The 26990-nt window shown below is 64.6% G+C and carries 19 protein-coding genes; 4 read left to right on the top strand and 15 right to left on the bottom strand.

Annotation, left to right across the window (positions count from 1 at the left end; all coding sequences use genetic code 11):
• Positions 1 to 47: 47 nt before the first annotated feature.
• The 3 genes from JFN93_RS11425 to JFN93_RS11415 are packed head-to-tail and all read right to left on the bottom strand — an operon-like array spanning position 48 to position 7683.
• Positions 48 to 3197 carry a multidrug efflux RND transporter permease subunit gene (locus JFN93_RS11425; RefSeq protein WP_199384204.1) on the bottom strand — a complete coding sequence of 1050 codons (3150 nt, stop codon included), beginning with the start codon at positions 3195 to 3197 and terminating at the stop codon, positions 48 to 50.
• Positions 3194 to 6265 (bottom strand): MdtB/MuxB family multidrug efflux RND transporter permease subunit, encoded by a 3072-nt coding sequence (locus tag JFN93_RS11420; protein ID WP_199384203.1) that lies wholly within the window; start codon positions 6263 to 6265, stop codon positions 3194 to 3196. Before JFN93_RS11420 ends, JFN93_RS11425 begins: the two co-directional genes overlap by 4 nt.
• A complete protein-coding gene (locus tag JFN93_RS11415; RefSeq protein WP_199384202.1) occupies positions 6262 to 7683 on the bottom strand; it encodes an MdtA/MuxA family multidrug efflux RND transporter periplasmic adaptor subunit in 1422 nt (473 codons plus the stop codon). Before JFN93_RS11415 ends, JFN93_RS11420 begins: the two co-directional genes overlap by 4 nt.
• A 340-nt stretch (positions 7684 to 8023) precedes the next feature.
• On the opposite strand from JFN93_RS11415, the gene JFN93_RS11410 reads away from it, so the two are divergent.
• Entirely contained in the window at positions 8024 to 8578 is a 555-nt protein-coding gene (locus JFN93_RS11410; protein ID WP_199384201.1) for an acyloxyacyl hydrolase, read from the top strand.
• A gap of 135 nt (positions 8579 to 8713) precedes the next feature.
• Here JFN93_RS11410 and JFN93_RS11405 read toward each other — a convergent pair whose 3' ends face one another.
• The 3 genes from JFN93_RS11405 to JFN93_RS11395 are packed head-to-tail and all read right to left on the bottom strand — an operon-like array spanning position 8714 to position 12238.
• A complete protein-coding gene (locus tag JFN93_RS11405; protein WP_199384200.1) occupies positions 8714 to 9955 on the bottom strand; it encodes a BamA/TamA family outer membrane protein in 1242 nt (413 codons plus the stop codon).
• Complete coding sequence (locus tag JFN93_RS11400) at positions 9956 to 10939, bottom strand: lysylphosphatidylglycerol synthase domain-containing protein (RefSeq protein ID WP_236021659.1); 984 nt, start codon at positions 10937 to 10939, stop codon at positions 9956 to 9958. It abuts the gene before it with no gap.
• Between the two features lie 9 nt (positions 10940 to 10948).
• On the bottom strand, positions 10949 to 12238 hold the full coding sequence (locus tag JFN93_RS11395; protein ID WP_328753863.1) for a sulfotransferase family protein: 1290 nt from the start codon (positions 12236 to 12238) through the stop codon (positions 10949 to 10951).
• A gap of 316 nt (positions 12239 to 12554) precedes the next feature.
• On the opposite strand from JFN93_RS11395, the gene JFN93_RS11390 reads away from it, so the two are divergent.
• Positions 12555 to 13847: a M23 family metallopeptidase gene (locus JFN93_RS11390; RefSeq protein WP_199384199.1), complete on the top strand. Its 1293-nt coding sequence runs from the start codon at positions 12555 to 12557 to the stop codon at positions 13845 to 13847.
• 97 nt (positions 13848 to 13944) lie between these two features.
• On the top strand, positions 13945 to 14343 hold the full coding sequence (locus tag JFN93_RS11385; RefSeq protein WP_199384198.1) for a four helix bundle protein: 399 nt from the start codon (positions 13945 to 13947) through the stop codon (positions 14341 to 14343).
• A 61-nt stretch (positions 14344 to 14404) separates the two neighbouring features.
• On the opposite strand, the gene JFN93_RS11380 is transcribed toward JFN93_RS11385, so the two are convergent.
• The 9 genes from JFN93_RS11380 to mobA form a co-directional block, all read right to left on the bottom strand.
• On the bottom strand, positions 14405 to 15925 hold the full coding sequence (locus tag JFN93_RS11380) for a sensor histidine kinase (RefSeq protein WP_199384197.1): 1521 nt from the start codon (positions 15923 to 15925) through the stop codon (positions 14405 to 14407).
• Position 15926: 1 nt separating this feature from the next.
• Entirely contained in the window at positions 15927 to 17294 is a 1368-nt protein-coding gene (locus JFN93_RS11375) for a hybrid sensor histidine kinase/response regulator (RefSeq protein WP_199384196.1), read from the bottom strand.
• Complete coding sequence (gene cheB / locus JFN93_RS11370; protein WP_215907744.1) at positions 17287 to 18306, bottom strand: chemotaxis-specific protein-glutamate methyltransferase CheB; 1020 nt, start codon at positions 18304 to 18306, stop codon at positions 17287 to 17289. Before cheB ends, JFN93_RS11375 begins: the two co-directional genes overlap by 8 nt.
• 43 nt (positions 18307 to 18349) lie before the next feature.
• Positions 18350 to 20656, bottom strand: coding sequence for a hybrid sensor histidine kinase/response regulator (locus tag JFN93_RS11365; RefSeq protein WP_199384194.1), 2307 nt, complete (start codon positions 20654 to 20656; stop codon positions 18350 to 18352).
• A 39-nt stretch (positions 20657 to 20695) separates the two neighbouring features.
• A complete protein-coding gene (locus tag JFN93_RS11360) occupies positions 20696 to 22552 on the bottom strand; it encodes a HAMP domain-containing methyl-accepting chemotaxis protein (RefSeq protein ID WP_199384193.1) in 1857 nt (618 codons plus the stop codon).
• A gap of 95 nt (positions 22553 to 22647) precedes the next feature.
• The gene (locus JFN93_RS11355; protein WP_199384192.1) at positions 22648 to 23244 is read right to left on the bottom strand and encodes a chemotaxis protein CheW; all 597 of its coding nucleotides are present in this window, start codon (positions 23242 to 23244) and stop codon (positions 22648 to 22650) included.
• Positions 23245 to 24777 carry a CheR family methyltransferase gene (locus tag JFN93_RS11350; RefSeq protein ID WP_236021658.1) on the bottom strand — a complete coding sequence of 511 codons (1533 nt, stop codon included), beginning with the start codon at positions 24775 to 24777 and terminating at the stop codon, positions 23245 to 23247. It abuts the gene before it with no gap.
• A complete protein-coding gene (locus JFN93_RS11345; RefSeq protein WP_236021656.1) occupies positions 24758 to 25270 on the bottom strand; it encodes a chemotaxis protein CheW in 513 nt (170 codons plus the stop codon). Before JFN93_RS11345 ends, JFN93_RS11350 begins: the two co-directional genes overlap by 20 nt.
• A gap of 534 nt (positions 25271 to 25804) precedes the next feature.
• A complete protein-coding gene (mobA, locus tag JFN93_RS11340) occupies positions 25805 to 26398 on the bottom strand; it encodes a molybdenum cofactor guanylyltransferase (RefSeq protein ID WP_199384190.1) in 594 nt (197 codons plus the stop codon).
• 143 nt (positions 26399 to 26541) lie between these two features.
• Here mobA and JFN93_RS11335 point away from each other — a divergent pair, with 143 nt between their 5' ends.
• Positions 26542 to 26973, top strand: a complete 432-nt coding sequence (locus JFN93_RS11335; protein ID WP_199384189.1) for a bacteriohemerythrin — start codon at positions 26542 to 26544, stop codon at positions 26971 to 26973.
• The last annotated feature ends 17 nt before the right edge of the window (positions 26974 to 26990 follow it).

Raw genomic sequence — 26990 nt, 5'->3', positions numbered from 1 at the left:
ATTCGCGCCAGGAATGGCGCTCCCACAGCATAATCACAACCATCCTGCTATCCCTTGTCCCCGTCGTCCTCGCCCAGTCCGGCGCGGCTTTCCTCGTATTCGCGACGCCGCTCGCTCTTGCCCCGTACCCGTTCGATGAACTCACGGAACCGGTCCATGTAGAGGTAGACGACCGGGGTCGTGTAGAGGGTCATCGCCTGGCTGAAGATCAGCCCGCCGACGATGGAGATACCGAGCGGCCGGCGCAGCTCGCTCCCCACCCCGGTTCCCAACGCCAGCGGCACCGCACCCAGAAGGGCGGCCATCGTGGTCATCATGATGGGACGGAACCGGAGCAGGCACGCCTCGTAGATGGCATCGTGGGCGCTGCGCCCTTCCTTGCGCTGGGCCCCGATGGCGAAGTCGACCATCATGATCCCGTTCTTCTTCACGATGCCGATCAAAAGGATCACGCCGATGATCGCGATCAGGCTCAAATCGGTCTTGAAGAGCATCAGGGCGAGCACCGCCCCGACACCGGCTGATGGCAAGGTCGAGAGGATGGTGAGCGGGTGCATGTAGCTCTCGTAGAGCACCCCGAGCACGATGTAGACGGTGATCAGCGCGGCCAGGATCAGAAACGGTTCGTTGGCGAGCGACGCCTGGAAGGCCTGGGCGGAGCCGGAGAAGTTCCCCCGGATGCTCGCCGGCATCCCGAGATCCCGGGTCGCCTTCTCGATCGCCTGCACCCCCTGGCCGAGCGCCACTCCCGGCGCCAGGTTGAAGGAAAGGGTGACCGAGGGGAACTGGCTTTGGTGGTTCACCGCGAGCGCCGAGGCGGTAGGTTCGTAGTGGCTGAACGCGGAAAGGGGCACCATGGCGTTGTTGGTCCCGGGGACGTAGATGTCCTGCAGCGTGTCGGGACGCTGCCAGAAGGCGGGGTCCACCTCGAGCACCACATGATACTGGTTCAACAGCGTATAGGTAATGGCGACCTGGCGCTGGCCGAAGGCATCGTAGAGGGTGTTGTCGATCACCTGCGGCGTGATGCCGAAGCGGGCCGCGGTGGCGCGGTCGATCACCAGGGTCGCCTCCCGCCCCTTGTCCTGCTGGTCGCTGGAGACATCAACGAGCTGCGGCATGGTGCGGAACTTGCGCATCAGCTGCTGGGCCCAGGAGTTCAGCTCGGCGATGTTCGCCCCCTGCAGGGTGTACTGGTAGAGCGCGTTGCTGATCCGCCCGCCGACCCGCAGGTCCTGCACCGGCTGCAGGAAGGTCGGGGCGCCGGGAACCTGGTTGATCTTGCCACGCAGCCTTCGGATGATCTCCTGGGCGTTCGCCTTCCGCTTGGAGAAGGGCTTGAGCGAGATGAACATCCGGGCGGTATTGGTCGTGGAACCCCCGCCCCCACCGCCGCCGGTGAAGCCGGTCACGTACTCGATGTCGGGGTCGGTCTTGATGATGTTCACGATCTGGGTGAGCTTGTCGCGCATCGCCTGGTAAGAGGTGTCCTGCGCGGCCTGGATGCTCCCGGCGATCCGCCCGGTGTCCTGTTCGGGGAAGAAGCCCTTGGGGATCGCACCGAAGAGATAGACGTTGAAGCCGATGGTGACGAAGGTGACCAGCAGCATGATGAACTGGTGGTCCAAGGCGATACGCAGGGTCCGCTCGTAGCCGGAGTGCAGCCGGTTGAACATCCCCTCGCTCCACCGGTAAAGCCATCCGTGCTCCCGCGGCTCCTCGGGCCTGAGCAAGATAGCGCACATCATCGGGGTGAGGGTGAGCGATACCAGAAGCGACACCATGATCGAGGCGGAAAGGGTGACGGCGAACTCCCGGAAGAGCCGTCCCACCATCCCTCCCATCAACAGGATCGGGATGAAGACCGCCACCAGGGAGATGCTCATGGAGACGACGGTGAACGAGATCTCGCGGCTCCCGATGAACGCGGCCTCCAGGGGAGAGTGGCCCAGTTCCCGGTACCGGGTCGTGTTTTCCAGGACGACGATGGCGTCGTCCACGACGAAGCCGGTGGCGATGGTGAGCGCCATCAGGGAGAGGTTGTCCAACGAGTACCCGAAGAGGTACATCACCGCGAAGGTGCCGATGATGGAGACCCCGACCGCCACCGCCGGGATGATGGTGGCGCGGACGTTACGCAAGAACCAGAAGACGACCAGGATGACCAGCGCCGCCGAGATGAGCAGGGTGACCTCGACGTCGTGCAGCGACCCGCGGATCGGCGGGGTGCGGTCCAAAACCACGGAAAGATCGATCCCGCCGGGAAGGGCGGCTTTGAGCTGCGGCAAGAGGTCGCGCACCGAGTCCACCGTCTCGATGATGTTGGCGCCGGGCTGGCGGAAAAGGACCACCATGACGGCGGGCTTGCCGTTCACGATACCGGTGGTCCGGACGTCCTCGACCGAATCGACCACGTTGGCGATGTCCTGGACCCGCACCGCCGCGCCGGAGCGGTAGCTCACCACGAGCGGAAGGTACTGGGCGGCGGTGTTGAGCTGGTCGTTGGAATGGAGTTCCCAGGTGTGGTCGCGGTCGTCGACGCTCCCCTTGGGGCGGTTCACCGTGGTCGATGAGATGGCGCCGCGCACGTTCTCCAGGCTCACCCCGTAGCGATTCAGCGCCAGGGGATTCATCTCGATGCGCACCGCGGGAAGCGAACTCCCCCCGACGAAGACCTGCCCTACCCCTTTCACCTGGGAGAGCTTTTGGGCCAGGATCGACGAGGCCGCATCGTACATCTTCGGTTTGGTCACCGTCTCCGAGGTGAGCGAGATGATCATGATCGGCGCATCGGAAGGGTTCACCTTCCGGTAGCTCGGGTTGGAGGGGAGGTTCGCCGGGAGATACCCGCGTGCCGCGTTGATCGCGGCCTGGACGTCGCGGGCCGCGCCGTTGATGTCGCGGGACAGGTCGAACTGCAGGGTGACGCTCGTGGAGCCGCGGTTGCTCGTGGAGGTCATCTCGGTGACCCCGGCGATGCGGCCGAACTGGCGTTCCAAAGGCGCCGCCACCGAGGTCGCCATGGTCTCCGGGTCCGCGCCGGGAAGCCCTGCGGAAACCGAGATGGTCGGGAAGTCGACCTGCGGCAACGGGGAGACCGGCAGCAGGTTGAAGGCCAGCATCCCGGCCAGCACCACCCCCAGGGTAAGGAGGGTCGTGGCTACCGGACGGCGTATGAAGATCGCGGAGATGTTCATTTCTTGCCGCGACGGCGCGCGAGCCGGTCAAAGGCCAAGTAGATGACCGGGGTGGTGTAGAGGGTGAGTACCTGGCTGATGATGAGGCCGCCGACGATGGAGATCCCCAGCGGTCGGCGCAGCTCGCTGCCGACGCCGTGGCCCAAGGCCAGCGGGAGTGCCCCGAGGAGCGCCGCCATGGTGGTCATCATGATCGGGCGGAAACGGAGCAGGGAGGCCTGGTAGATCGCCTCCTCGGGCGACTTCCCTTCGGTCCTTTCCGCCTCCAGCGCGAAGTCGACCATCATGATCCCGTTCTTTTTCACGATCCCGATCAACAAGATGATGCCGATGACCGCGATGACGCTCAGTTCGTTGCCGCAGACCATGAGCGAGAGCACCGCACCGGCGCCGGCCGACGGGAGCGTGGAGAGGATGGTGATCGGGTGGATGAAGCTTTCGTAGAGGACGCCGAGCACGATGTAGACGGTGATCAGGGCGGCGAGGATCAAAAGCGGCTCGTTCTTGAGCGACTGCTGGAAGGCCTCGGCGGTCCCCTGGAAGCTGCCGCGGATGCTGGCCGGAAGCCCCATCTTGGCGGTCGCCTCTTCGACCGCGGCGACGGCGCCCCCCAGCGACACCCCCGGGGCCAGGTTGAACGAGGCGGTGACCGCCGGGAACTGCCCCTGGCGGTTGATCACCAGAGGTGTCGTCCCCTCGCGGGCCTTGGCGATGGTGGAAAGCGGCACCGTGCCACCGGTCGAGGAGCGGAGGTAGACCGAACTGAGGCCGTCCGGTCCCTGGTTGAAGCCGTCTTTTACCCCCAGCACGACGCGGTACTGGTTCAGTTCGGTGAAGATGGTCGAGACCTGGCGCTGGCCGAAGGCATCGTAGAGCGCGTCGTCGATGTTCTGCGGGGTGATCCCGAGCCGGGAGGCGGTGGTCCGGTCGACATCGAGCGCCAGCATCAGCCCCAGGTCCTGCTGGTCCGAGCTCACGTCGCGCAGCTCGGGGCGGGCCTTCAAGGCCTCGACGATCCTGGGGGCCCACGCCTTCAGCTCGTCGGTATTGGGGTCCTCCAGGGTGTACTGGAACTGGGTCCGGCTCACCCGGGCATCCACGGTCAAATCCTGCACCGGCTGCATGAACAGCGTGATGCCGGGGACCTTGGCGAGCTCCGGCTGGAGCCGGCGGATCACCTCGGAGGCGGTCAGGTCCCGGTCGGCCAGGGGCTTCAGGTTGATCATGATCCGGCCGGAGTTGAGGGTCGTGTTGGTCCCGTCCACCCCGATGAAGGAGGAGATGCTCTCCACCGCGGGATCCTGCAGGATGACCTTGGCGAGCTCCTGCTGCCTATCTGCCATGGCGGCAAACGAGATCGACTGGGGGGCCTCGGAGATCCCCTGGATGGCGCCGGTGTCCTGCACCGGGAAGAACCCCTTGGGAACGAAGACGTACAAAAGGACGGTCACCACCAGGGTCGCCACGGCGACGAAGAGGGTCTTCTTCTGGTGCCCGAGGACGAAGGTGAGCGAGCGGCCGTAGGCGGCGATGATCCGGTCGAAGAAGCGCCCGGAGGCGTGGTAGAACCACCCCTGCTTTTCCTCGGGGACGTGCTTCAAAAGCCGGGCGCACATCATCGGGGTCAGGGTCAGCGAGACCACGGCGGAGATCAGGATGGTCACCCCGAGGGTGATGGCGAACTCGCGGAAGAGCCTTCCCACCACGTCCCCCATGAATAACAGCGGGATGAGGACGGCGATGAGGGAGACGGTGAGCGAGAGGATGGTGAAGCCGATCTGCTTGGCACCCTTGAGCGCCGCCTGCAGCGGGGGCTCCCCCTCCTCCACGTAACGGGAGATGTTCTCGATCATGACGATGGCGTCGTCGACGACGAAGCCGGTGGAGATGGTGAGCGCCATGAGGGAGAGGTTGTTGAGGCTGAAGCCCAGAAGGTACATCACCCCGAAGCTCCCCACCAGGGAGAGCGGGACCGCGACGCTCGGGATGGCGGTCGCCGGGAGGTTTCGCAGAAAGACGAAGATGACCGCCACGACCAGGACGACGGCGAGCAGCAGCTCGAACTGCACGTCTTCGACCGAGGCGCGGATGGTGTCGGTGCGGTCGGTGAGGACGGTAACCTTGACCGCCGCCGGGAGCGAATTCTGCAGCTGCGGCAAGAGCCTTTTGATCCGGTCCACGACCTCGATGACGTTGGCGCCGGGCTGGCGCTGGATGTTCATGATGACCGCGCGGGTCCCGTTGGACCAGGCGGCCTGCTGCACGTTCTCGGCGTCGTCGATCACGTCGGAGACGTCGGAGAGGCGCACCGGGGCGCCGTTACGATAGGCGATCACCAGGGGGCGGAAGTCCCGGCTCGAGTAGAGCTGGTCGTTGGCGCCGATGACGTAGGCCTGGCGCGGGCCGTCGAAGCCCCCCTTGGCCTGGTTCACGTTGGCCGTCGCGATGGCGCTGCGCACGTCCTCCATGGTGAGCCCGTAGGAGGCGAGCGCGGTCGGGTTCACGTGCACCCGGACCGCCGGGCGCTGGCCGCCGGTGATGCTCACCAGGCCGACGCCGGGGAGCTGGGAGATCTTTTGCGAGAGCCGGGTGTCGGCAAGGTCCTCGACCTCGGTCAAGGGGAGCGAATCCGAGGAGAGCGCCAGGGTCAGGATCGGGGTGTCCGCCGGGTTCACCTTGCTGTAGACCGGCGGGTTGGGGAGGTCCTTCGGCAGGAAGGTGAAGCTCGAGTTGATCGCCGCCTGCACCTCCTGCTCGGCCACGTCGAGCGAGAGATCCAGCGAGAACTGCAGGGTGATGATCGAGCTCCCGTTGGAGCTCGTCGAGGTCATCTGGGTGAGTCCGGGCATCTGGCCGAACTGCCGTTCCAAGGGGGCGGTGACCGAGGTCGCCATGACGTCCGGGCTCGCGCCGGGATAGAAGGTGCGCACCTGGATGATCGGGTAATCGACCTGGGGGAGCGCCGCAACCGGCAGCTGCTTGTAGGCGATGGCCCCGGCGAGGAGGATGGCGATCATGAGCAGCGTGGTCGCCACCGGCCGTATGATGAAGGGACGGGAGATGTTCATCGGTTGCTGCCCGTGCTCCCCTGGCCCCCCATGGGGCCGGAGGCACCGGGCCCGCCGGTGCCGGCGTTGGGATTGGGGCCCGCGGAGGGGCCGGAGACCCCGTTGGCACCGCGCGGCGAAGCCGAAGGCTGCGCGCCCGGTCTCCCCGCGCCCGGCTGACCGGGCTGTCCGCCCCGCCCTCCCATGCCGTGGCCGCCCCGGCCGGGACCGCCCGCCGCACGAAGTTCAACCTTGCTCCCGTCGCGCAGCCGCTCCGCGCCGTCGGCGACCACCAACTCACCCTGGGTAAGACCAGCGGTCACCGAGACCTCGTCCCCCTGCCCCGGACCGAGGGTGACCGGACGCGAGGCGACCGTCTTGTCGGCCTTCACCACGTAGACGAAGGTCCCCTGCGGCCCGCGCTGCACGGCGGAGGTCGGGATCAGGATCTGGTTTTTGCGCAACTCCAGCAGCAGGTGCGCGTTCACGAACTGGTTCGGGAAGAGCTCGTTTTTCTGGTTGGCGAAGTTCGCCTTGAGGCGGACCGTGCCGGTGGTCGGGTCGATCTGGTTGTCGACGGTCAAAAGCTGACCGGTGGCAAGCTTGGTCTTTTCCTCGCGGTCCCAGGCGTCCACCGCCAGGTGCGCCCCGCCGCGCAGCTTGGCCATAACCGGCTGCAGGCTGTCCTCCGGAATCGGAAAGACCACCGACGCGGGCTGCAGCTGGGTGATGATGACCAGGCCGTTGGCATCGGTGGCATGGATGATGTTGCCGACATCCACCTGGCGCAGGCCGACCCGGCCGGGGACCGGTGCGGTGATCCGGCAGTAGATGAGCTGCAGCTTGGCGTTGTCGATCTGTCCCTGGTCCACCTTCATCGCCGCGGCGTACTGGCGCACCAGCGATTCCTGGGTGTCGAGCTGCTGCTTGGGAATGGAGTCCTGCTTCCAGAGGGTGCGGTAGCGCTCCAGGTCCACCAGGGCGTTTTTCCAAAGCGCCTCGTCGCGGGCGAACTGCCCCTGGGCCTGGGTGAGCTGAACCTGGAAGGGACGCGGGTCGATGAGCGCCAAGAGATCGCCGCGGCGCACCATCTCCCCCTCACGGAAACGGACCTCCATGAGCTGCCCGTCCACGCGGGATTTCACCGTCACGGTGTTGGTCGGCACCACCGAGCCGAGACCGTTGACGTAGACGCCGACGTCGCCCAGGTGCGCCGCTAGAGCCAGGACCGGCGCCGGCGGGGCCGTTTTCGGAGCGGCCTGCTTGGCGGGGCGTTTCCCCGGGCCGGCAAAGAGATACCACGCGAGCACCACCAGGGCCAGGACCGCAATGGTCACCACCGTGCCGCGGCGCGAGCGGGGACGTTCCGACGGCGCGTCGGAGGAAGTTTTTTCCGGGGTTTCAGGATTGGCGCCGGAGGCGTCGGTCGATTTCGTCATAGGTAAACTGTCCTTTCCTACAAAAGCTTCGGGACGGCCGCTGGCCATCCCGAAGTCCCGTCTTTAGCTAAAAATTGGAACCCTGCCCGTGGAAACGCTTTAATTTGCGAACGTTACCAGATGGGGGCATACCCTGTCAATTTCAACCTGAGCCGCTCACCCAGGGGATCCTTTTGTGACAACGCGAAGTTAGCAGCGAATTGCGGAGGTATTACGTAAATAATAAGAAAAGGGTTCGCTGCCTCCGCTGCCGCGGCACCAGGGTTGATTTGACTTATTTAATGCGGTCGGTAAAGTACTGGACTAAATTAGTGTTTTCAAATCGAATGGGAGCCGTGCCATGCGAAATCCAGCCTTTATTCTCTTCACACTGATCCTGCTGGTCTCCGGAGCCACCCTGGCCCGAGCCGAGTACGACGACAGCGGCTGGAAGGCCGTCGGCGTACATGCGGGGCTGTCGGCGACCGAGAAGCATCAGTATTTCCACCGCTTCGACATCTTCGCCAACTATGGCCTTCCCTGGTCGTTGCGGGGAGAGCGGGGCTGGGGGGCGGCGATGCAGCTCAACATGGCGGCCGGCATGGTGCGCGGGGGGGGAGAAAGCGGCTTCATCGGGGCGGTCGGCCCTTCGGTGGTGTTCGACAAGGCCGGCAACCGCGGGATCATGTTCGAACTCGGGGGGGACCTGGACGTTCTGAGCCGGCAGGTTTTCGGCCGCCAGGATTTCAACGGCAACCTGCTGTTCGAAGGGTATGCGGCGCTGATCTACCGGTTCGACAACGGGATCGGCATCGGCTACCGGTTCCAGCACATGTCCAACGGCGGCATTTACAGTAACGGCAGCGGCAACCCGGGGCTGGACCTGCATACGGTCAGTCTGAGCTACCACTTCTAGTTGACCACCGATAGAAGCAAAAGAGGCCGGGGTTTTCTCCGGCCTCTTTTTGTTGCTGGCTCACGCAGGGACTTAAAGGACACCAGGGACACCAGGGCGATGCTTGTTATTGCTCATTGTTTCATTGTTTCATTGTCAAAAGGGATACCCCAGTCCCACGAACACCGCCGGGCCTTCCTTGCCCACCCCAATGTCGACCCGCCCCAGTATGTTCGGACGCACCACCGCACGCAAACCGATTCCGGGGTTGAACTCGAAGCTGGATTCCTTCGCCTTCACCAGGCTCTTCATCACTGACCCCAGGTCGATGAACGGCGCGAGCTCCCAATCGGCCTGAACGTGGAAGATCTCCCACCGGAACAGCCGGATCCGTTCCTCAAGGTTCAGCAAAAGGTAGCTGTTGTCGATGAACCGGTTCTGCCCGTAGCCGCGCAGGGTGGTCTCCCCCCCCAAAATGCTCTGCTCCAGAAAGGGGATGTTGCTGCCGTTGGTCTGACTGGCGGCAATCCGGCTCACGGTGATGAACCGCGCATCCTGGAGGGGCAGGTAGTGCAGGAACTGGAGCTCGAAGCGCTGGTAGGTCTCGCTGCTCCCCAAGGCCCGGAAGCTGGTGTCGATCATCGCCCGGCCGTACACCCCCTCCACCGGGAGGTTCCGCGCGTTCAGCGTGCTGTAGACCACGGAAAACTGCTGGGCGTGGACGGTGAAACCGTCGGCCCCCGGGACGCTTTGCGCCGGAAAGACATCGGTGATGAAAGGGACCTTGTTTACTGCCCCGTGGCCGATCTCCACCTTTTTGAAGCGTTCTCCGAAGACCAGCTCGAAATTGCCCGGAAGCAGCCGGTAGCCGAAGTCGATCTTTCCCCCCGCCTCCCGGTCGGCGTAATTGGTCTCGTTCTGGCGCGCGGAGTTGGATTGGAAACCGAAGAACCGCGCCGATCCGTCGGCGAAATCGTACAGGGTGCCGCTCAGCTCGAAGCGCCTATTGAGAAAGGCCTCGTCACCGTACCGGATCCGGTACTCCTTGTTGATGTGGGTCGCCTGGGCGAGACTGACCTGGATTTCGCGCTCCGGGGTGGGATAGAAGGCGCCGTAGATGCTGGAGGTCACCCCGAAGTAGTCGTTGTAGTTGATCTGGGGGACCACCAGGGTGCTCGCCTCGTCCTTCTTGTTATAGAGCAGGAATGCGACCAGCGCGCCGCCGGTGATCCCTTCGTTCGGGCTGGAGGCGATGACCGGCAACGGGATGGTCACGGTCTTCACCTCGTCGCCGAAGTTGTCGTTGGTGAGCGGGTAGGGAAGGTCATGACGGGGGACCGTCGTGGAACACGAACAGAGGAGAAAAAGTGCGAAAAGAAGGGAGAACGGGCGCCGCATCTATTTCCTTCCCCCATTGCCTCGCGCGGCGACCAGCCCGACGCAAAGCCAGAAGGCCTCGCGGAAGCGGCGCAGGATCCCGAAAGCGGCGCCGACCGTCGCACCGAAGCTGAAGCCGAGCGACAGCAGGACGTTGCCGGCGTCCTGGACGCCGACCGAGGCGGGGACCATGAACCCGACCGCGGCGAAGGCCTGGGCGAGGGCATCGAAGCAGAGCGCCGACTCGAGCGTTATGGGACGGCCCAGAAACCGGAAAATGATAATGACCTCCAGGGAGTGGACCAGCCACCCCAGAAAAAGTAAGAACAGGGAAAGGTACCCGCGGCGCGGGTGCTCCCGGTAGAAGCCGCTCAGCTGCGCGTCCAGCGAGGCCAGGTCGGCCTCGCGCCGCAGCAGGAAGGCGGGGCAGATCCCCAGACGCTTTAAAAGGCGCAGTAAGGTCGCACACGGGTTGTGGCGCTGCAGATAGGCAAAGGCGAGCCCGCCGGCGCCCAGCAGGGCGGCCGCCGAGCCGGTGCTAAGAACCAGCCGGCGGGGCAGACCGGGGAGGGCAAACGGGATTAAAGCCAGGCAGAGGAATATATAAAGCACCAGGCTCAGGACGGTCAAGACCTTATGGATCACCAGAGACGCCGTCGCCTCCTGCCAGGGGACCCCGGTCTCACTCACGCGCACCGCCTTGAACGGCTCCCCCCCAAGCGATGCGGTCGGGGTGAGCTGGTTCAGGGCTTCGCCGGCCAGCCGGATCAAAAACAGCCGTCCGAAGCCGAGCCCCGGGGGGGCATCGACCAAAAGCAGCCGCCAGGATAAGGTCCAAAGGCAGCAGGTGAGGCCGTAGGGAAGCAACAGGAGCACCCAGTAGCGCCGGTTAGCGAGCAGCAAGTGCCCGAGCGCCCCCCAGTCGATCCCCACCAGCATGAAAAATAGCACCAGCGCGGCCACGGCCAGCAGCAGCACGTAGAGGCGGCGCAACGTCGGCCCCATCGTCCCCCCCTACCCCTCCGGGACCACCCGGAAGAATTCCATGTAGCGCCGGAAGGTCTCCCGCTCGCGGGCCGGGTCCAGGCCGAACTCCTCCAGGGAATAGCGGTGCAGATTGTTGCGATCGGTTCGTTGCGCCTTGAGGAAGGCGAGCATCTTGCCGTGGGCCTCCTCGGTGAGCTCGCGCTGGAACTGATGGTAAATGCCCCGCACGACCGCCATCGGGTCCCGCACGAGGTCCAGGTAACTTACGTCGCACCATTTATTCTGCGATTTCGGCCGAGACTGGCGAAACCGGATCGCCTGCCGGGCACTCTCCGCCCACCGTTCGCTCACCTCCGCCCCGAGCCCCCTCCGCACGGACCGGTTGGTGAAGGGGGCGCGCAGTACCTCGGCGAAGGAGGCCGTGGAGGCGAGCACCTTGAGCGGATCCCGGTGGGTCATGATGATTTCCGCGTCCGGGTAGACCTGCACCAGCGCGTCGAGCGCCATCAGGTGGCTCGGGGCCTTCAACACCCAGTGGCTGCCCGGACAGTGGCACTGCAGCTGCTGCAGGAACTTCTTGTGGAAAAGATAGGCGGGAACCTTGTCCTGGCGGTCGTGCCATTTCCGGTAGCTGGTGACGAAATACATCGATTCGAAGACATAGCTCAGGAAGGAGTGATCGGTGATGGCGATGCATTCCTGCGGGGCCTGCGCCTCGATGTCGTGGCACCGATCGAAACCGGGCATCAGGACGTCGATCCAGCGGAGTTCCTTTTCGGTGGCGGCGATGCGGGGATCGCTCCGGTAGGAACTGCGCAGGGGAGGTGGCGAGGGGTGCATCACCTCCCAGACCTGCGGTGCCCGGGCACCGGGATCCTGGGCCAGGAGCGCGTGGAGAAAACTGGTGCCACTGCGCGGCAGGCCGGTGATGAAGATGGGGCGGAGGATCTCTTCCCGGGCGATCGCGGGAAACTGTTTGCGGTCGTGGGTCAGGCGGAGCCGGTTGCACAAAAGGCGCAGCATTTCCGAGCGGACGGTGATGCGGCCGACCAGGTTGAGATCGGCGTCGCGTTCGAAGGAGGTGAGGAGGAGGTTGAGCGGCTCCCGCAGCGGCGGGGTCCCGAAATCGTCCAACCGGGTGATCCCGGTCGCGCGCTCGAGGAGATCGTCGGCATCGAGGCCGACCAGCCAGCGGCCGTTTTTGAGCAAGGTGCGCCCGAAGCCGTTGACACCGTGCATCAGCCGGTTGCCCGCGGCGCTGCAGCGTTTGGGAAAGTGGTAATCGACCGTGCCGGTCGGGCGGCTCAATTGGCTCACGTCGGGTCCCTCCTTCATTGAAAAAAAACTTAACCATTCTAACGAAGCCCCCTCTCTTTGCAACCGACGCGAAGGGGTATCCACCGCGGGAATACGTCCACGACAGCGCCCGCAAGACAGCGCTGGGGAAAACCGTAGGCAGCTCCGGTCCGTCCCGGAGCACCGGTCCCGAGGAGGGGTCCACCGACTCGGAAACGATGCCGCAGACCGGCTGGACTTTGAGGGGTGGGGTGCTAGAATCCCGTGACCATCAACTACTTAGCCGCAGCCGCCCCGGCTGTGGGATACTGTGCGGGGTGGCCGATCGAGGTGAAGCATGAAAACGTCCGCGATGGTGATACTGCTGGTTCTTCTGGCCGTGGTGATCGTGGGGGGGGTATACCTCTTCCTCGGCGGAACCGGCCCCCTGGTGACGGTCACCCCCAGTTCGGGAGCGATATCGGCGAAGCAGTCCGTCGTCGTCGCGCTGAAGGCGGTATCCGGGCTCAAGGAGCTGACGGTCAGCGCGGTCCAGGGGCAGCAGCCATTTCAACTGGTGAACAAGAAGTATCCGGAGGGGGTGAAGGAGGCGAGGGAGACCCTGAACCTCGCCCCGGCCGGGGTGAAGGACGGGCCGGTCACGCTGGTGGTACGGGTCAACGACCGCTCCATCGCCCGCTTCGGTGCCGGCCACACGACCGAGCTCTCCCACCAGTTCGTCTTCGACAGCAAGCCCCCCGCCATATCCATCCTGAGCACGGCACACAACATCGCCCGCGGCGGGGTCGGGCTGGTGGTCTATTCGGTGAACAAGGAACTGCAGCGCAGCGGCATCGTCTTCGCCGACCGCTTCTTCCCCGGGTACCGGCAGAAATCCGGCAACTACGCCTGCCTGTTCGCCTTCCCCTACGACATGCCGGAAGAGCAGTTCGTGCCCAAGGTCCTGGCGGTGGACAAGGCCGGCAACGAGCGGCGCGCCGGGATCTACTTCCATCTGATCCCGAAAACCTTCCGTTCCGACCGGATCGAGCTCACCGACAGCTTTCTGGACAAGGTGGCCAACGAATTCGCCGGGAAGTATTCCGGGACACCCTTGGAGGTCTACCTGAAGGTGAACCGGGAAGAGCGGCTGCAGAACCTGAAGACGCTGCGCGAATGCGGTTTGAAAACCGCTGCCGATCCGCTTTGGAAAGACGCCTTTCTCAGGCTCCCCAACTCCGCCCCGCGGGGGGGCTTCGGCCAGCACCGGACCTACTTCTACAAGGGGAAAGAGGTTGACCAGCAGACCCATCTCGGCGTGGACCTGGCGGCACTGTCCCACGTCCCGATTCCGGCGGCAAACAGCGGCAAGGTGGTGTACGCGGACTACCTGGGGATCTACGGGCAATGCATCATCATCGATCACGGCATGGGGCTGCAGAGCATCTACGGGCACCTGAGCCAGATCGGGGTGAAGGTGGGGGATCAGGTCGAGAAAGCGGCGATCATCGGGAGAAGCGGCGATACCGGCCTCGCCGGCGGCGACCATCTCCATTTTGGCATTGCGGTCTCGGGAGAACAGGTCAACCCGATCGAGTGGTGGGACCAGAAGTGGATACGCGACAACATATACAGCAAGATGGAACAATGAAACAATGAAACAATAGGCAATAGGTAATGAAACAATAGGTAATGAGACGGGAGAGGCGTCAGGCCATTACAAGGATCGTTGAAAAATTGGAGGGCGTATGGGTGGGGGTAAAAAAAATCCTGCGTACGATAAAGCCTGTGCCTTCGCTATTCGAATAGTCAATGCGTACCGACACTTGACGGAAGAACACAGGGAATATGTGATGTCGAAGCAATTACTGAAATCGGGGACCTTAATCGGAGCCAATTTAGCCGAGGCAAACGGGGCGATATCCTGGGCGGAACTTTCAGCAAAGGTATCAATCCCTTATAAAGAGTCGCAGGAAACAAAATATTGGCTGTGGCTTTTGAAAGAGACAAATTATATCAACGACAAAGCATTTGATAGTCTGTTCAATGATCTAAACGAACTCGCTGCCATCCTGTACATCATCTTACGTAAAACACGTTTTAGAAAAAACGCTGCAAACAACTCCCTCCCCCCCAGCACCACTTAGCATTGTCTCATTGTCTCATTGTCTCATTGTCTCATTGTCTCATTGTTTCATTGTTTCATTGTCAATGTTCATCCCCCACAGTGAAAAAGAACGTGGCCCCCCGGTCGACTTCCGCGGTTGCCCACACCCTCCCCCCGTGGCGCTGCACGATGCGGTGCACCGTCGCCAGCCCCACCCCGGTACCTTTGAAGTCGGCCGACGAGTGCAGCCGCTGAAACGGCGTGAAGAGCTTGTCGGCCGCGGTCATGTCAAACCCCGCCCCGTTATCCCGCACGTAGAAAACGGTCTCCTCCCCCTCCAGCTTCCCGAACTCGATCTGGGCCTCTTCCTTTCTCCCGGTGTATTTGAAGGCGTTGTTCAACAGGTTGGTGAGCACCACGCGCATCAGGTTGACATCGGCCACGACGCTCACCCCGTCGGCGATGGTGAAGGTAACGCTCCGCTCCGGTTCCCGGATCCGGCACTCGGTCGCCACCGCCCACGCCATCTGGCTCAAATCCACCGGCTCCCGTTTCAACTCCTTGCGCGCCACCCGGGCGAAGTCGAGCAGGGTCTTGATCAGCTTGTTCATGTTCAGGGTCTCGGTGAGCATGATCCGGATGAAGTCCCGGCATTGCTCGTTGAGCCCCTCCGAGAAGAGCTCCAGGATCACCTGGCAGTAGCCGTTGATGTTGGTGAGCGGCGTGCGCAGATCGTGTGAGACGGTGTAACTGAAGGATTCCAGGTCCCGGTTCGCCTCTTCCAGCTCGCGGGCCCGCTCCTCCAGGCGCTGGTTCAAAAGTTCGATCTCGCGCTCGGCCTCCTTGCGGGCGGTGATGTCTTCCTTGACCGCCACGTACTGCGCCGCGGTCGCTTCACCGTAGCGCATCGGCGCGACCGACACCGATTCCCAGTAGGCTTCCCCGTTTTTCCGGCGGCTTTTGAACTCGCCGCGCCAGGCCTGCCCCGCGTTGAGGCTCTCCCACATTTGGCGGATCACCTCGGGGGGGACCGAGTCGGGCTCCAGGAAAAGGGTCGGGCGCCCCACGATCTCCTCCAGGGTGTACCCGGTCACCTCGGTGAACTTCGGGTTCACGTACTCGATCGCCCCGTCCCGGTCGAAGAGGACCACCATGCTCGGCCCCTGCTCCACCGCGCTCTTCAGTTTCTCGATGAACTCCTGCTGCTCGCGGACCTGCCGTTTCAGAAGGATTTCCGAGATGCAGGCCCGGATGCTCCCGAAGAGCTTGTCCTTGTCGATCGGCTTCATGACGTAGCGGCTGATGCCGATCTCGATCGCCTCGATCAGGTAGTCGAGATCGCTGTGGGCCGAGGTGACGATGACGGGGACGTCGGGCCTTTCCTGCTTCATGGTGCGGGACATCTCGATGCCGTGCATCTGCGGCATCTTGACGTCGGTCACCACCAGGTCGGGCTGGATTTCCCGGAACCGCTGCAGCCCCTCCTTGCCGTTGGCGGCGGTCACGATGTCCAACGCGGGGAACTTCCTCCGGATCAGGCCGCAGACGGCCTCCCGGGTAACCGGCTCGTCCTCCACGTACAACAGCTTCAGCTCGTCTTTTGCCGCCTGGCGCAGCTCCATGTCACACCTCAATGGTGAATTCGGCCCCGCCCCCGACGTTGCGCACGGTAAGGGAGCCGTTCATGTTCTTTTCGATGATGTTCTTGGCCATGTAGAGACCGACCCCGGTCCCCTGCCCCTCTTCCTTGGTGGTGAAATACGGCTCGAAGATCCTCCCGATCACCTCTTCGGGAATCCCCCCGGCGTTGTCAGCGATCTTCAAAACCACCCGCCCTTCCGGCGTGGTCTCAGTCTGGACCACGATGCGGGGCTCGCCGTGCGGATTGTCCAGGAACGCGTCCCGGGCGTTGGACAGGATGTTGAGCAGCACCTGGGAGAATTCGTTGGGATAGCCCAGGATCACTGCGTCGGGCCTCCCCACCACGTCGACCTCGATGCCCTTGGCGAGGAAGGCTCCCTCCACCAGGGAAAGCGCGCGCGCCACGACGTCGGCGACGCAAAACGGCACCTTTTCCTTGTCGGGCATGAAGAAGTTGCGGAAATCGTCGATGGTCTGCGACATGTGCCGGATGATCTCCATGATCTTCTCGGTGGTGGTCTGCAGGTATTCGTCGGTGAACCCGCCGCACTCGTGGCAAAGCGAAATGTCCTGGACCAGAAGCCCGACCGCGTTCAGCGGCTGGCGCCACTGGTGGGCGATGTTGCCGATCATCTCCCCGAGCGCCGCCTGGCGGCTTTGCTGCATGAGGACCTCGTCCTTGCGGCGCAGCTCCTCCAGGGCCAGGAGCCGCTCGGTGGTCTCGGCCTGCAGCGCGGCCGACCGCTCTTCGACCCGCTGCTCCAGCTCCCGGTTCAAAAGCCACAGCGACTTCTTGGCGTTGAGGAGTTCCCGGTTCTTCTCCACCGCCGTCTCGTAGGTGGAGAGGAGAAAATCGACGATCTGTTCGCGGGGAGCGCTGACGCGGTAGCGCTGGCCCCGGTACGGCACCTCGATGGGAGCCTCGTCGCCGCCGTCGTAGCAGACCGCCCCCGACTTGAGGGTGGCGGCGATCCGGGACAGGAGAAGCTCGGCGTTGTAGGGCTTGGAAATGAAATGGGTCGCCCCGGCCTCCAGGGAGTGCAGGACGTCGGCGGGGTTGTTGAGCAGGGTTAAAAGGATGATCGGCGTGCTTTGCACCGCGTCCGTCTCGCGGACCCGCCGGCAAAGCTCGAACCCGTCCATCTCGGGCATCAGGATGTCGGAGACGACGAGGTCGGGGCGGGTCTCCAGGATCCGCTCCAGCGCCAGGCGTCCGTTCTGGGCGATGGCCACCTCGTAGCCGTTCTCCATGAGGATGTACTCGAGGAGCCGCGCCTGGGTCGGGCTGTCGTCGACGATGAGAATCCGGTGCCCCCGGTGTCCGTCCCGGATCGTTTCGGCGTCAGACATAGCCCGGCTCCTTCCCACCCAGCCGTTCGAGCAGGGCGATGATCTCCTCGGGAGGCAGGACGTAGTCGGCCGCGTCGAGGCGGAGCGCCTCGCCCGGCATCCCGTACACCACCGCGCTTTCCCGGTCCTGGACCACGGTGAGCCCCCCGCGATCCCGCATCAGCTTGAGCTCGGCGGCGCCGTCGCGCCCCATCCCGGTCAGAAGCACCCCGGCCGCCTGCCGGCCGAACTGCTCGGCGACCGAGCGGAAAAGGCGCGCCACCGCGGGGCGCAGCCCGTTCTCGGGAGGGGCGCTGCTCAAGGAAAGCCGGTCGCCGGCAACCTCCAGGTGGTAGCCGTCCGGCGCGATGTAGACGGTGCCGGGGAGCATCGCTCCCCCCTGTTCGGCCAGACGGACCGGCAGCCGCGCGCTCTGGGCGAGCCAGCTCGCGAAGTTCTCGGTGAACCCTTCGGTCATGTGCTGCACGATGAGGATCGGCGCCGCAAACGGGGGTTGCAGCCGGGAGAGGATCCGCTGCAAAAGCGGCGGACCGCCGGCGGAGGCGCCGATGGCGATCACCCGCGGCCGCAGCGCCGGGGCGGGGCGCAGCAGCGGAGGAGGAGCCAGCGGGGCAGCGTCGCGGGACGGGATGCGGCGCACCACCTTGATCTCGCTCATGAGCTTCACGTTGCGGATCAGCCGCGCCACCGAGTCGGCAAAGTCGGGATCTCCCACCGGGGCCGGCTTGGGAAGCACCATGAGCGCCCCCGCCTCCATCATCCGGAACAGGGTCCCCGAATCCTTGGGGTCGACCTTGCCGCTCACGATGACGATCGGGGCCGGAGCACTGGACATGATGGCCCGGGTGGCCTCGAAACCGTCCATCCCCGGCATCTTGATGTCCATGGTAATGACGTCCGGCTTGAGCGACTGCGCCTGGCGCACCGCCTCCTCACCGGTTCCGGCGGTGCCGACCACGCACAGCTCCGGATCCGACCCGAAGATCTCCACCAAGGCCTGCCGAACCGTCATCGAATCTTCCACGACCAAAACTCGGATCACCGCACGTACCCCTTCAGCTGAGTTTCCGGATCACTTCCACGAGCCCCCCCTGGTCGAAGCTGCTCTTGACCAGGTAGGCGTTCGCCCCGACGTCGATCCCCCGCTCCCGGTCCTCGCGCGACTCAAGGCCGGTGACCAGGATGACCGGGAGCTCGGCCAGCCGTTGGTCACCCCGGATCGCGGCGGTGAGCTGGAAGCCGTCCATCCGCGGCATCTCGACGTCGGACACGACAATATCGAATTCTTCGCTTTTGACCAGCGCCAGCGCGTCCGAGCCGTCCACCGCGGTCCGCACCGCAAACCCCGCTCCCTCCAGGATGTTCTTGAGCAGGGTGCGCGAGGTGATCGAGTCCTCGGCAACAAGGACCGAGAGCTGGCGCGCCTTGCCGCGCCCGGAAAGCGGCTGGGCCTTCGCCTGGGCGGCGGTAAGCGCCGAGCGGAACAGGTCGTTCACGTTGAGGATCGGCACCACCTGCCCGTTGCCCAAAACGGTCGCCCCGGCAACGTTGCGCACCCGGGAGAGCTGGGGCCCCAGGGGCTTGGCCAGGATCTCCTGCACCCCGAAGATGGCGTCCACGGCAAGGGCGATGCGCCGCTCCGCGGCGTCGAGCACCACCACCTGATGCAGCGGCGGGTCGTCCTCGGGCTCGGGGAGTTCCAGGATGCGCGCCAGCCGGGCCAGCGACAGGACCTCCCCCTCGACCGTCACGGTCTCACGGTTTTCAACCCCCTTCACCTCGGCGGCCGAAACCCGGCAGGTGAGCCGGACGCTCGACGACGGGATCAGCGCCTGGCGCCCGGAAACCTCCACGAGCAGGGCGTCCATCATGGCGAAGTTCAACGGGAGCACCAGCCGGAACACGGTCCCGGTACCGATCTGAGAGACCACCGCCGCGTGCCCGCCGAGCTTTTCCAGGGACTCCCGGACGATGGCGCACCCGAGGCCGCGGCCCGAGATGCTCGTGATCATCGAGCTCGTGGAAAGCCCGGATTCGAAGATGAGGTTCAGCGCCTCGGCGTCGGAAAGCGCGGCCGCCTCCGCCTCGGTGATCAGCTCCTGGCGCAGGGCGGCCCCCTTCACCCGGGCCGGATCGATCCCGGCGCCGTCGTCGGTCACCTCGATCTCGGCGCGGTTGCCGTCTAAATGCCGCAGCGCGATGGTCACCCGCCCCCGGGCCGGCTTCCCACGCTCCCGGCGCTCGGCGGGGGGCTCGATGCCGTGGTCCAGGATGTTGCGCACCAGGTGCAAAAGCGGCTCTTTCAGCTCGGCGAGGATGCGCCGGTCGACCTCGAGCTCGCCCCCCCGCAGGTGGAGATCCGCCTCCTTGCCCAGTTCGGCGCAAAGCTCGCGTACCAGCCGCGGGAAACTCTCCACGACGGAGGTAAAGGGGAGCAGTTGCAGCTCCTTGACGTCCCCCAAAAGGGTGTCCACCATCCCCCCCAGGGCCCACAGGCTTGCCTGCCCCTTCTGGGTCAGGCTCTGCAGGCGCTGGCCGAGACGGCTCTCCCGCTCCAGCTGTTCACGAATCAGCTGCGCCAGGGCGGCCGGCGTCCCCTCTGCCGGACCGCTGCGGGCCAGCGCCTCGGCACGGGCGCGCTGGTCGGCACGCAGGGCGATGTTCCGGGAAAGTTCGCCAAGTCCCTCCACCAGCGAAGAAACCATCAGCTTCGCCGACACGAGTTCCTCGGCCTGCAGCAGGAGCTGCTCCAGAAGCGGGACCGGCACCCGGACCGTCTCGACCGGCGCGCTCCGCACCGGCTGCGGCTGCCCAGCCGGAAGCGGGGGTTCCACCGGGGTCGCGCGGGAAGCGATCGGCTCGACCGGCGGCGGGGATACGGGCTCCGAGGCGGGGGGCTCCGAGGCGGGGGGCTTTGCCGCCGGGAGGAAGGTGGACGGCGCTGCTTCGGGAGCCTCGGCAGGGGGAACGATGGGATCCTCGACCGGCGCGGCAGCCATACCCGGCGCCCCAAAGGCGCCCGGTGGGCCGGGGAATATCCCCTGTTCCAACCCCTGCACCTCGCGCTGCAGCCGGTCCAAAAGCGGCGCGGAGAACTCCATATCGCCGCGCTTCACGTCGGCCAGGATGCTCTCCAGCACCTGGCAGACCTCGGCCACGTCCAGGAGATTCACCGCATGGGCGGCCCCCTTCAGGGTGTGCATCCGGCGGGAGAGGCTCTCCAAAAGCGGCTTGCGCGCCGCCGGGTCCTCCTCCTGGCCCAGCGCCTCCAAAAGGGAGTTGAGCGCGCGCAGGTGGTCCTCCGCCTCCCCCTGGAAGATCACCAGGAGCCGTTGCAAGAGATCGGCGCCGTCAACTCCCATGGGAGCCTCCTGCCGGCGTTATGGCACGGGAAGAACCGGTCATGCCACCTTGAACCGGCTTACCAGCTGCTGCAGCTTCTGGTTCAGGTCGTAGAGGTTGCGCGCCGCGGTCTCGATCTGCCGGCTCCCCTCGACGTTCTGGCTGCCCGCCTGGTTGATGCTCTGGATGGCGATGGCGATCTGGTCCATCCCCACCGCCTGCTCCTGGGTGGAGGTGACGATCTGCAGCGTGGAGTTGGAAGCCTCCTCGATGCTCTGGGCCAAAAGCCGGATCGCCTCCCCGGCCTCCCCGGACTGGCGCACCCCGCTCTCCACCGCCTTGCTCCCCTGCTCGGTGGCGAGAACGGCGGCGGTGGTCGCCTTCTGGATGTAGCCCAGGATGTTGCGCACCTGGGCGGTCGCCTGCTTGGACTGGGTGGCGAGGTTCTTCACCTCCTGGGCTACCACCGCGAAACCCTTGCCGTGCTCGCCGGCCTTGGCCGCCTCGATGGCGGCATTCACCGCAAGGAGGTTCGACTGTTCCGCCAGATCCCCCACGGTGGCGATGATCTCCCCGATCGCCTGGCTTTGCTCGCTCAGGTTCACGATCCGCTCGGCGATGAAGCTCATCCGGTCGTCGATGCTGCGCATCCCCTCGATGGCGTCCTCCACCGAGCGTTTGCCGGTGCGCGCGACCGCGACGGCGTTTTGCGAGCTCTCGTAGACCTGCTTGGACTTTTGCGAGGCGAGGTCGGTGGTCTGGCGCACCTCCTGGACCGTGGCGTTGGTCTCGCTGATGGCGGAGGCGGTTTCCGAGGAGGTCGAGGCGAACTCGCTCACCGTGGTCAGGATCTCCCCGGCGGAGGTGCTGAGTACCCCGACGCACTCCCCGATGTCACGGTTCAGCTCCCTGAGGTTGCGGGTCATGGTGGCAAGCGATGCGCCGAGTTGGTCCTTGTCCGATTTCGGTGCGATCTCCACGGTGAGATCCCCCGCCGCGATCCGGTCGGCGAGAGACGCGGTCAGCCGCAGCGAAGCCACCATCCCCTGCATGGCCAGGCCGAGAACGTCATGTTCCGAGCGGGGCACCACATCGACCGAGAGGTCCCCCTGGGCGATCCGGTTGGCGGTTTCCCCCATCCGGCGCAGCGACTCGGTCATGCTCCGGGTGGCGCGCAGCATCTGTCCCGCCTCGTCCCGGCCGGCGCTCTCCACCTCGACCGAGAGGTCCCCGGTTGCCAGCCGCTGGGCGGCGTCGGCGGCCTGGTTGATGGGACGGATGATGGAGGCGGTGATGGCGACGGCGGTGCCGATCGCGGTGAGAACGGCGACGATGGTAAGGAGGACGCCGGTCAGGTAGGCATTTTTCTGGGTCTGCGTCGACTCCTCGATGAACTGGTTGGCGCGCGCGTAGGCGAATTTCACCACCTCTTTCGCGTCTTCGACGATCCGGTCGACGGTGTCGCGGGCATAGGCCTTGTGCCAGGCAATCGCCTCGGCGGTGCGGTGGGCGCGCACCAGGGCGATCGTCTTGGCGCGGACTCCCTTCCACTGGTCCATCATCGTTTTGATCTCGTCGACCTTCGCCTGGTCTCCGAGGAAGCGCTCCCGGACCAGGGCCAGTTCCTGGTAGACGATAGCCTCGGACTCGTCGATCTTGCGTACCGCGTTTTCGAGCTCCCGCGGGTCGTCGCCGTACAACACGACGTCTTTCATCCCCCGATGCATCATCAAGATGTTCAACTCGGCGCGGCGCATCGAGTTGGACACCGTGAAGGGGTGCTCGTGGAACTCAGCGAGGAGTGTCCGCTGCTCCGAGATGTTTCTCAGGGAGACGATCCCCATCACCAGAAGAAACAGCACCACTACGCCGAACCCGGCCAGAAGGCGGGTCCCTATCCTGAAATTGCTGAGCATGATTCCCCCGTTACCAGTAATGCATCGGTCGACGACCGTTACGTACAGTTCTTTCCAAAGCTTTCGCTGTTTTGTTGCGGGCACGCCGCAGGGTGCTACTCCACCTCTTCGTGAACGACGATCCTGCGGTCGGCGAGGATCCTCCCCAGATCGAGCAGCGCCAGGCGGTCGCCGGTCACCCCGGTCAGAAACTCCTCGCGGACCCCGGTAAGGGCGGCCGGAGGCGCCTGCAGCTCCGCCACCGGGAGCGAAACGATCCCCGCGATGGCATCGGCGAGGATCCCCACCTCCATCACCCCGTCGCTGGCCAGGATCACCCGGTTCAGGTTGGAAAGCCCGACGCTGGGGAGTTCGAAGAACCGGCGCAGGTCCACGATGGAAACGATCTTGCCGCGCAGGTTGGTGATGCCGAGCACGAAAGCGGGGGCGCAGAAGAGCGGGGTGAAATCGGTAAGCGGAAAGATCTCCGTCACCAGCGCGGCCCGAACCGCGTAGCGCTCCCCGGAAAGCTCGAACTCGATCACCTCGATCCGCTCCCCGGCGGTCTCTGCCTCCGGCGCCGCCGCGAGCGCCCGGGCCCGCGCCGCCAGGATCTCCTTCGGGCCGGCCGGGTTCGGCGCGACGGCCGGGGGAGCATGAATGACCCCGGCGGTGCCGTCGGCGATCGTATTTCGGTCCTGTTGGGCGGACATTTACCCTCTCCTTTGCCTGCGGATCACTTCGGCCAGCCCTCCTGCCGTCATTCCGTCCGAATCGGGGAGTACCGCCGCCGGGTCGCACCGTTCGAGCAGGCTCAGCGCCACCCCGAACTGCCGTTGCGACTCGGCGTCCCGTCCCATCTGCCGGTAGAGGTTGCCCAGGGCGAAGTATCCGAGGATGAAATCGTGGTCGATGTAGAGGGCGCGTTTCAGGATGGATTCGGCTTCGTCCTGCGCCCCCTGTTCAATGTGGATCAGCGCGAGGAGGTAATGGCTCGCGGCGTGCAGCCGGTCCTGGGCGATGGCTTTTTCGCAGCACTGCTTGGCCGCGTCGAAAAGCCCCTGGTCGGCCAACTGGCGCGCCCTGGCCTCCCAGCCGGCCGCATCCGTGGTGCATTCCGCCGCGTCGCCGGACCGTGCATCCTCCTCGGCGGTAGCGGCCGCCACCGTTGAAGCGGGGCCCGGGTCGGTCGCGGAGGGTACCGGCGTTTCTGCCATAAGTTGCGCGGCGGCCGGGGGAGCGCCGGAAGGAGCGGGAGCAAAATCAAAACCGGTTGCGGCCCACGCCGGGGCCTGGCCGGTGGACATCTCCTTGAGCAGGGTAAGTGGGAGCTCGGGAACCGGCACCGGGTCCTGAACCGGAACCCCGTCGCCTTTTTCGAAAAAGATGGCGCCGGGAAAGCGCCGGCAGCTGAACCGGGTGAAGTGGCGGTGGTCGATCTCGGTCGGGCTGACGAAAAGCCACCCCCCCACCCGCAACGCGGCGTGGAGACGATCGACGACCTGCGGCACCAGCTCGGGGCCGAAATAGAGCATCACGTTGCGGCAGAATACGAGGTCCATCCCGCCGGTCCCGTTGGCTGCCGAGGGGTAGACCTCATCGGCGAGGTTGAGCTGCTTGAAGCGCACCATGCTCCGGATCTCGGGAAGGATCTCCATCCGGCCGTCCGGGCGCTGCTTGAAGTAATCCGAAAGCCACGGGGGGGCGTCGCGGAAGGACCACTGGCTGTAGACCCCGCGTTTCCCCTTCTTCAGGGCCGCCGGGTTGATGTCGGTCCCCAGGATGGTGACATCCCACTGGGCCAGGTCGGGGATGAGCCGCTTGAGCAGGATGGCGATGCTGTACGGCTCTTCACCCGAGGAGCAGCCGGCGCTCCAGATGCGCAGCCGCCGGTCGCCGGCGCGCCGGGAGGCGATCAGTCCGGGGAGCAGCTCCTGTTCCAGGACGCGGTAGCTCGCCGGGTCGCGCAGAAAATAGGTCTCGCCGATGGTGAGGGTGCGGGCGAGGGCGTCAAGCTGGTCGCCGGAAAGCGGTTCCGACATGAGCCACAAAAGGCAGGTCTCGACGTCGGGGTAGCCGAATTCCCGGCAGAGCGGCAGGCATTTCTGGCGCAGTTCATCCAGCCGCTCCTCGCGGTAGAAAAGACCGAGATGCCTGGCGACGAACCTGCCGAATCGGATCAGGATCCGATCGGCGCTCCCGGCCGGGGAGGTTTCCCCGGACCTGTCAGCCTGGCGCGGAAGCAAGGGCCTCCCTCAGGGAATCTTCTTCCTCAAGCGACAGGAACCGGCTCAGATCGTGGATCAGGACCAGTCCCGCCACGGTCCGCGTCACTCCCGAGACATGCTCCATCCCGGGCACAATGCGCTCCGGGGCAACGCAAAGCTCCGGATCATCCTCGATTACCCCTTCCGTCCCATCCACCACCAACGCGACGTTGAGGGAACGGGCGCGGGCCACGATGAACTGGTCCTCCGGCCGGATCTCCCGCTGCGGCATGCCGAAACGCCGGCGCACGTCCACCACGGGAACCACCGTCCCTTGCAGGTCGAGGATGCCGACAACGATCTCCGGAGCCTGCGGAAGGAGCGTCGGCGCCGCGGCACGGATCACCCGTTGCACCCCTGCCAGCGGGAGGGCGTAGCGCTGGTCGTCGAGGTTGAAGATGAGCAGATGTGATGCGGTAATATCGGTCTCCTCCTGGGGGGACGCGCTGCATAGATGCTTGATCCGGTGCAATTTACACTCCGGAGCACCGGGCATCAAGAGAAAACTGAGGGAAACCGTGGCACTACGAATTGGTTATTGACAACTGCATGAAGCCGTGAAAGATTGGCGGTCAGACATTATAAAGACGTTATAGATTATTGTCATACAAAATAACCGAACCGACTGTCAGCATCTTTTGGGCGCAGAGTTTCGACCAACCACCGAATCGGGAGCCGACACTTATAAGAATAAGGTCACTCTCATTACCGGTGACAATTTTCCTTTCTAATTTAGGCTTTGTCAACCGCGGTCTGACATTTTAATGACAACCGATGCGCAATGTCTTCCGAGGGAACTAGCAGACGCTCCACTATGCCGTGCGGCGCAAAGATAATGACTGACGACGGCAGGAGGGCGCCGCACCAAAGACAGAAGTACCGAGGGTCTCTGAGGAAGATAAGTAAAGGGTACTGGCACCGCTGGTGTCGGTTTCCCTGGTCGGCCGATAGCCCCGGCAGGAGGCAAGGTCGGGGAGGTAAAGGGTGCGGCCAGAGCCGCGAACCGTCAGGACCGCAGGCTCTGCGCCGCTTCTTCCGGGGTATTGACGCTAACCAGGGATTTTCCCGTCCCGCCGGCCCGTTCCAGTTCTTCCCCGCAGATGTACCGGGTGCGGACCATCGGGTAGAGGTCGTAGATCCTGAAATTGCCGCTTTCGAGAAGCTGTCGCATCGGAGCGAGGCATCCCTTGCCGTAGAGGGTGAAGAGGGTTTCCAGCGCGTCGTGCTTTTGCGGCACGACGGCATCGTATCCCTCCTTTACGGTGCAGAGATGCCGCAGCAGTTCCCGGCTCGGGAACGGCATGTCGCAAGGGCCGGCAAAGACGTAGTCGGTACGGGCATGGTAGAGCCCGGTGTAGAGCCCGCCCAGCGCGCTTCCGGGGTAGAGGTCGGGGAGCACGGGAACGTCATAGGCGCCGAAGCGTCCGCCGTCGTCACCGACCAGGAGGACCTGGTCGAAGCTGTCCCGGAAAACGGCCAGGATCGCTTCGAAAAGAGGTCTTCCCTGCCAGGGAAGAAAGGCCTTGTCGCGCCCCATGCGCCGGCTTTTGCCCCCGACCAGGATCACTCCGGTTACGTCTGCAAAGCGTGGATTCGACATCGTTACCTGCTGAAGAAAAAGCCCAGGGGTGGGTCCCGCGCGGGCTTAGCGGCAGGAGGCGCCACACTTGCCGGACCGGGACAATGCCGCTAATCTTACCCTTTTCAGGCGGCCAAAGCGAACAATTTCAGGGGGAGGCGGACATGCAATCGAGCCAATCGAGCTGGAAGGATGACCTTTCGTGCGGAATCAAGGGGATCGACCACCAGCACCAGGAGATTTTCGCCCGGTTCGACTACTTCTCGGAGGCCTGCGACGACAGCGCCGGCGGGAAGGAGGTCCTGGCCCTGTTGGAGTACCTGGACAACTACACGGTGGTCCACTTTGCCGAAGAGGAAGGGATCCTCGAGCGCAGCGGCTATCCGGAGCTGGGCCCGCACCGGAAGCAGCACCGGAAGTTCCTGGACGAGCTGGCCCGCCTGCGGGTACAGATCATCGACGACGGCCCGGCCCACAGCGGCGTGCAGGCGAGGAAGAAGGGGATGCGCCAGTGGCTGGTCGATCACATCGTCAACGTGGACAGCGAGTACGTCGCACACGTAGTCGGGTCTTTAAGCATAGACGGTGATCAGTAGACAGTGATCAGTAGACA

Origin of the sequence: Geomesophilobacter sediminis (genome assembly GCF_016458275.1) — a bacterium.
GTDB classification, from domain to species: Bacteria; Desulfobacterota; Desulfuromonadia; order Geobacterales; family Geobacteraceae; genus Geomesophilobacter; species Geomesophilobacter sediminis.
Note: the sequence above shows the minus strand (reverse complement) of the source record. Positions and strands in the feature narration are given on the sequence as shown.

Excerpts from the sequence above, each read along its gene's own strand:
- JFN93_RS11355 (WP_199384192.1), bottom strand. The coding sequence starts at position 23,244 with ATGTCCGCCCAACAGGACCGAAATACGATCGCCGACGGCACCGCCGGG.
- JFN93_RS11400 (WP_236021659.1), bottom strand. The coding sequence starts at position 10,939 with ATGGGGCCGACGTTGCGCCGCCTCTACGTGCTGCTGCTGGCCGTGGCC.
- JFN93_RS11360 (WP_199384193.1), bottom strand. The coding sequence starts at position 22,552 with ATGCTCAGCAATTTCAGGATAGGGACCCGCCTTCTGGCCGGGTTCGGC.
- mobA (WP_199384190.1), bottom strand. The coding sequence starts at position 26,398 with ATGTCGAATCCACGCTTTGCAGACGTAACCGGAGTGATCCTGGTCGGG.
- JFN93_RS11420 (WP_199384203.1), bottom strand. The coding sequence starts at position 6,265 with ATGAACATCTCCCGTCCCTTCATCATACGGCCGGTGGCGACCACGCTG.
- JFN93_RS11390 (WP_199384199.1), top strand. The coding sequence starts at position 12,555 with ATGAAAACGTCCGCGATGGTGATACTGCTGGTTCTTCTGGCCGTGGTG.
- JFN93_RS11415 (WP_199384202.1), bottom strand. The coding sequence starts at position 7,683 with ATGACGAAATCGACCGACGCCTCCGGCGCCAATCCTGAAACCCCGGAA.
- JFN93_RS11410 (WP_199384201.1), top strand. The coding sequence starts at position 8,024 with ATGCGAAATCCAGCCTTTATTCTCTTCACACTGATCCTGCTGGTCTCC.
- JFN93_RS11375 (WP_199384196.1), bottom strand. The coding sequence starts at position 17,294 with ATGTCTGACGCCGAAACGATCCGGGACGGACACCGGGGGCACCGGATT.
- JFN93_RS11405 (WP_199384200.1), bottom strand. The coding sequence starts at position 9,955 with ATGCGGCGCCCGTTCTCCCTTCTTTTCGCACTTTTTCTCCTCTGTTCG.
- JFN93_RS11380 (WP_199384197.1), bottom strand. The coding sequence starts at position 15,925 with ATGGAGCTGCGCCAGGCGGCAAAAGACGAGCTGAAGCTGTTGTACGTG.
- JFN93_RS11335 (WP_199384189.1), top strand. The coding sequence starts at position 26,542 with ATGCAATCGAGCCAATCGAGCTGGAAGGATGACCTTTCGTGCGGAATC.
- JFN93_RS11425 (WP_199384204.1), bottom strand. The coding sequence starts at position 3,197 with ATGAACATCTCCGCGATCTTCATACGCCGTCCGGTAGCCACGACCCTC.
- JFN93_RS11385 (WP_199384198.1), top strand. The coding sequence starts at position 13,945 with ATGGGTGGGGGTAAAAAAAATCCTGCGTACGATAAAGCCTGTGCCTTC.
- JFN93_RS11365 (WP_199384194.1), bottom strand. The coding sequence starts at position 20,656 with ATGGGAGTTGACGGCGCCGATCTCTTGCAACGGCTCCTGGTGATCTTC.
- cheB (WP_215907744.1), bottom strand. The coding sequence starts at position 18,306 with ATGACGGTTCGGCAGGCCTTGGTGGAGATCTTCGGGTCGGATCCGGAG.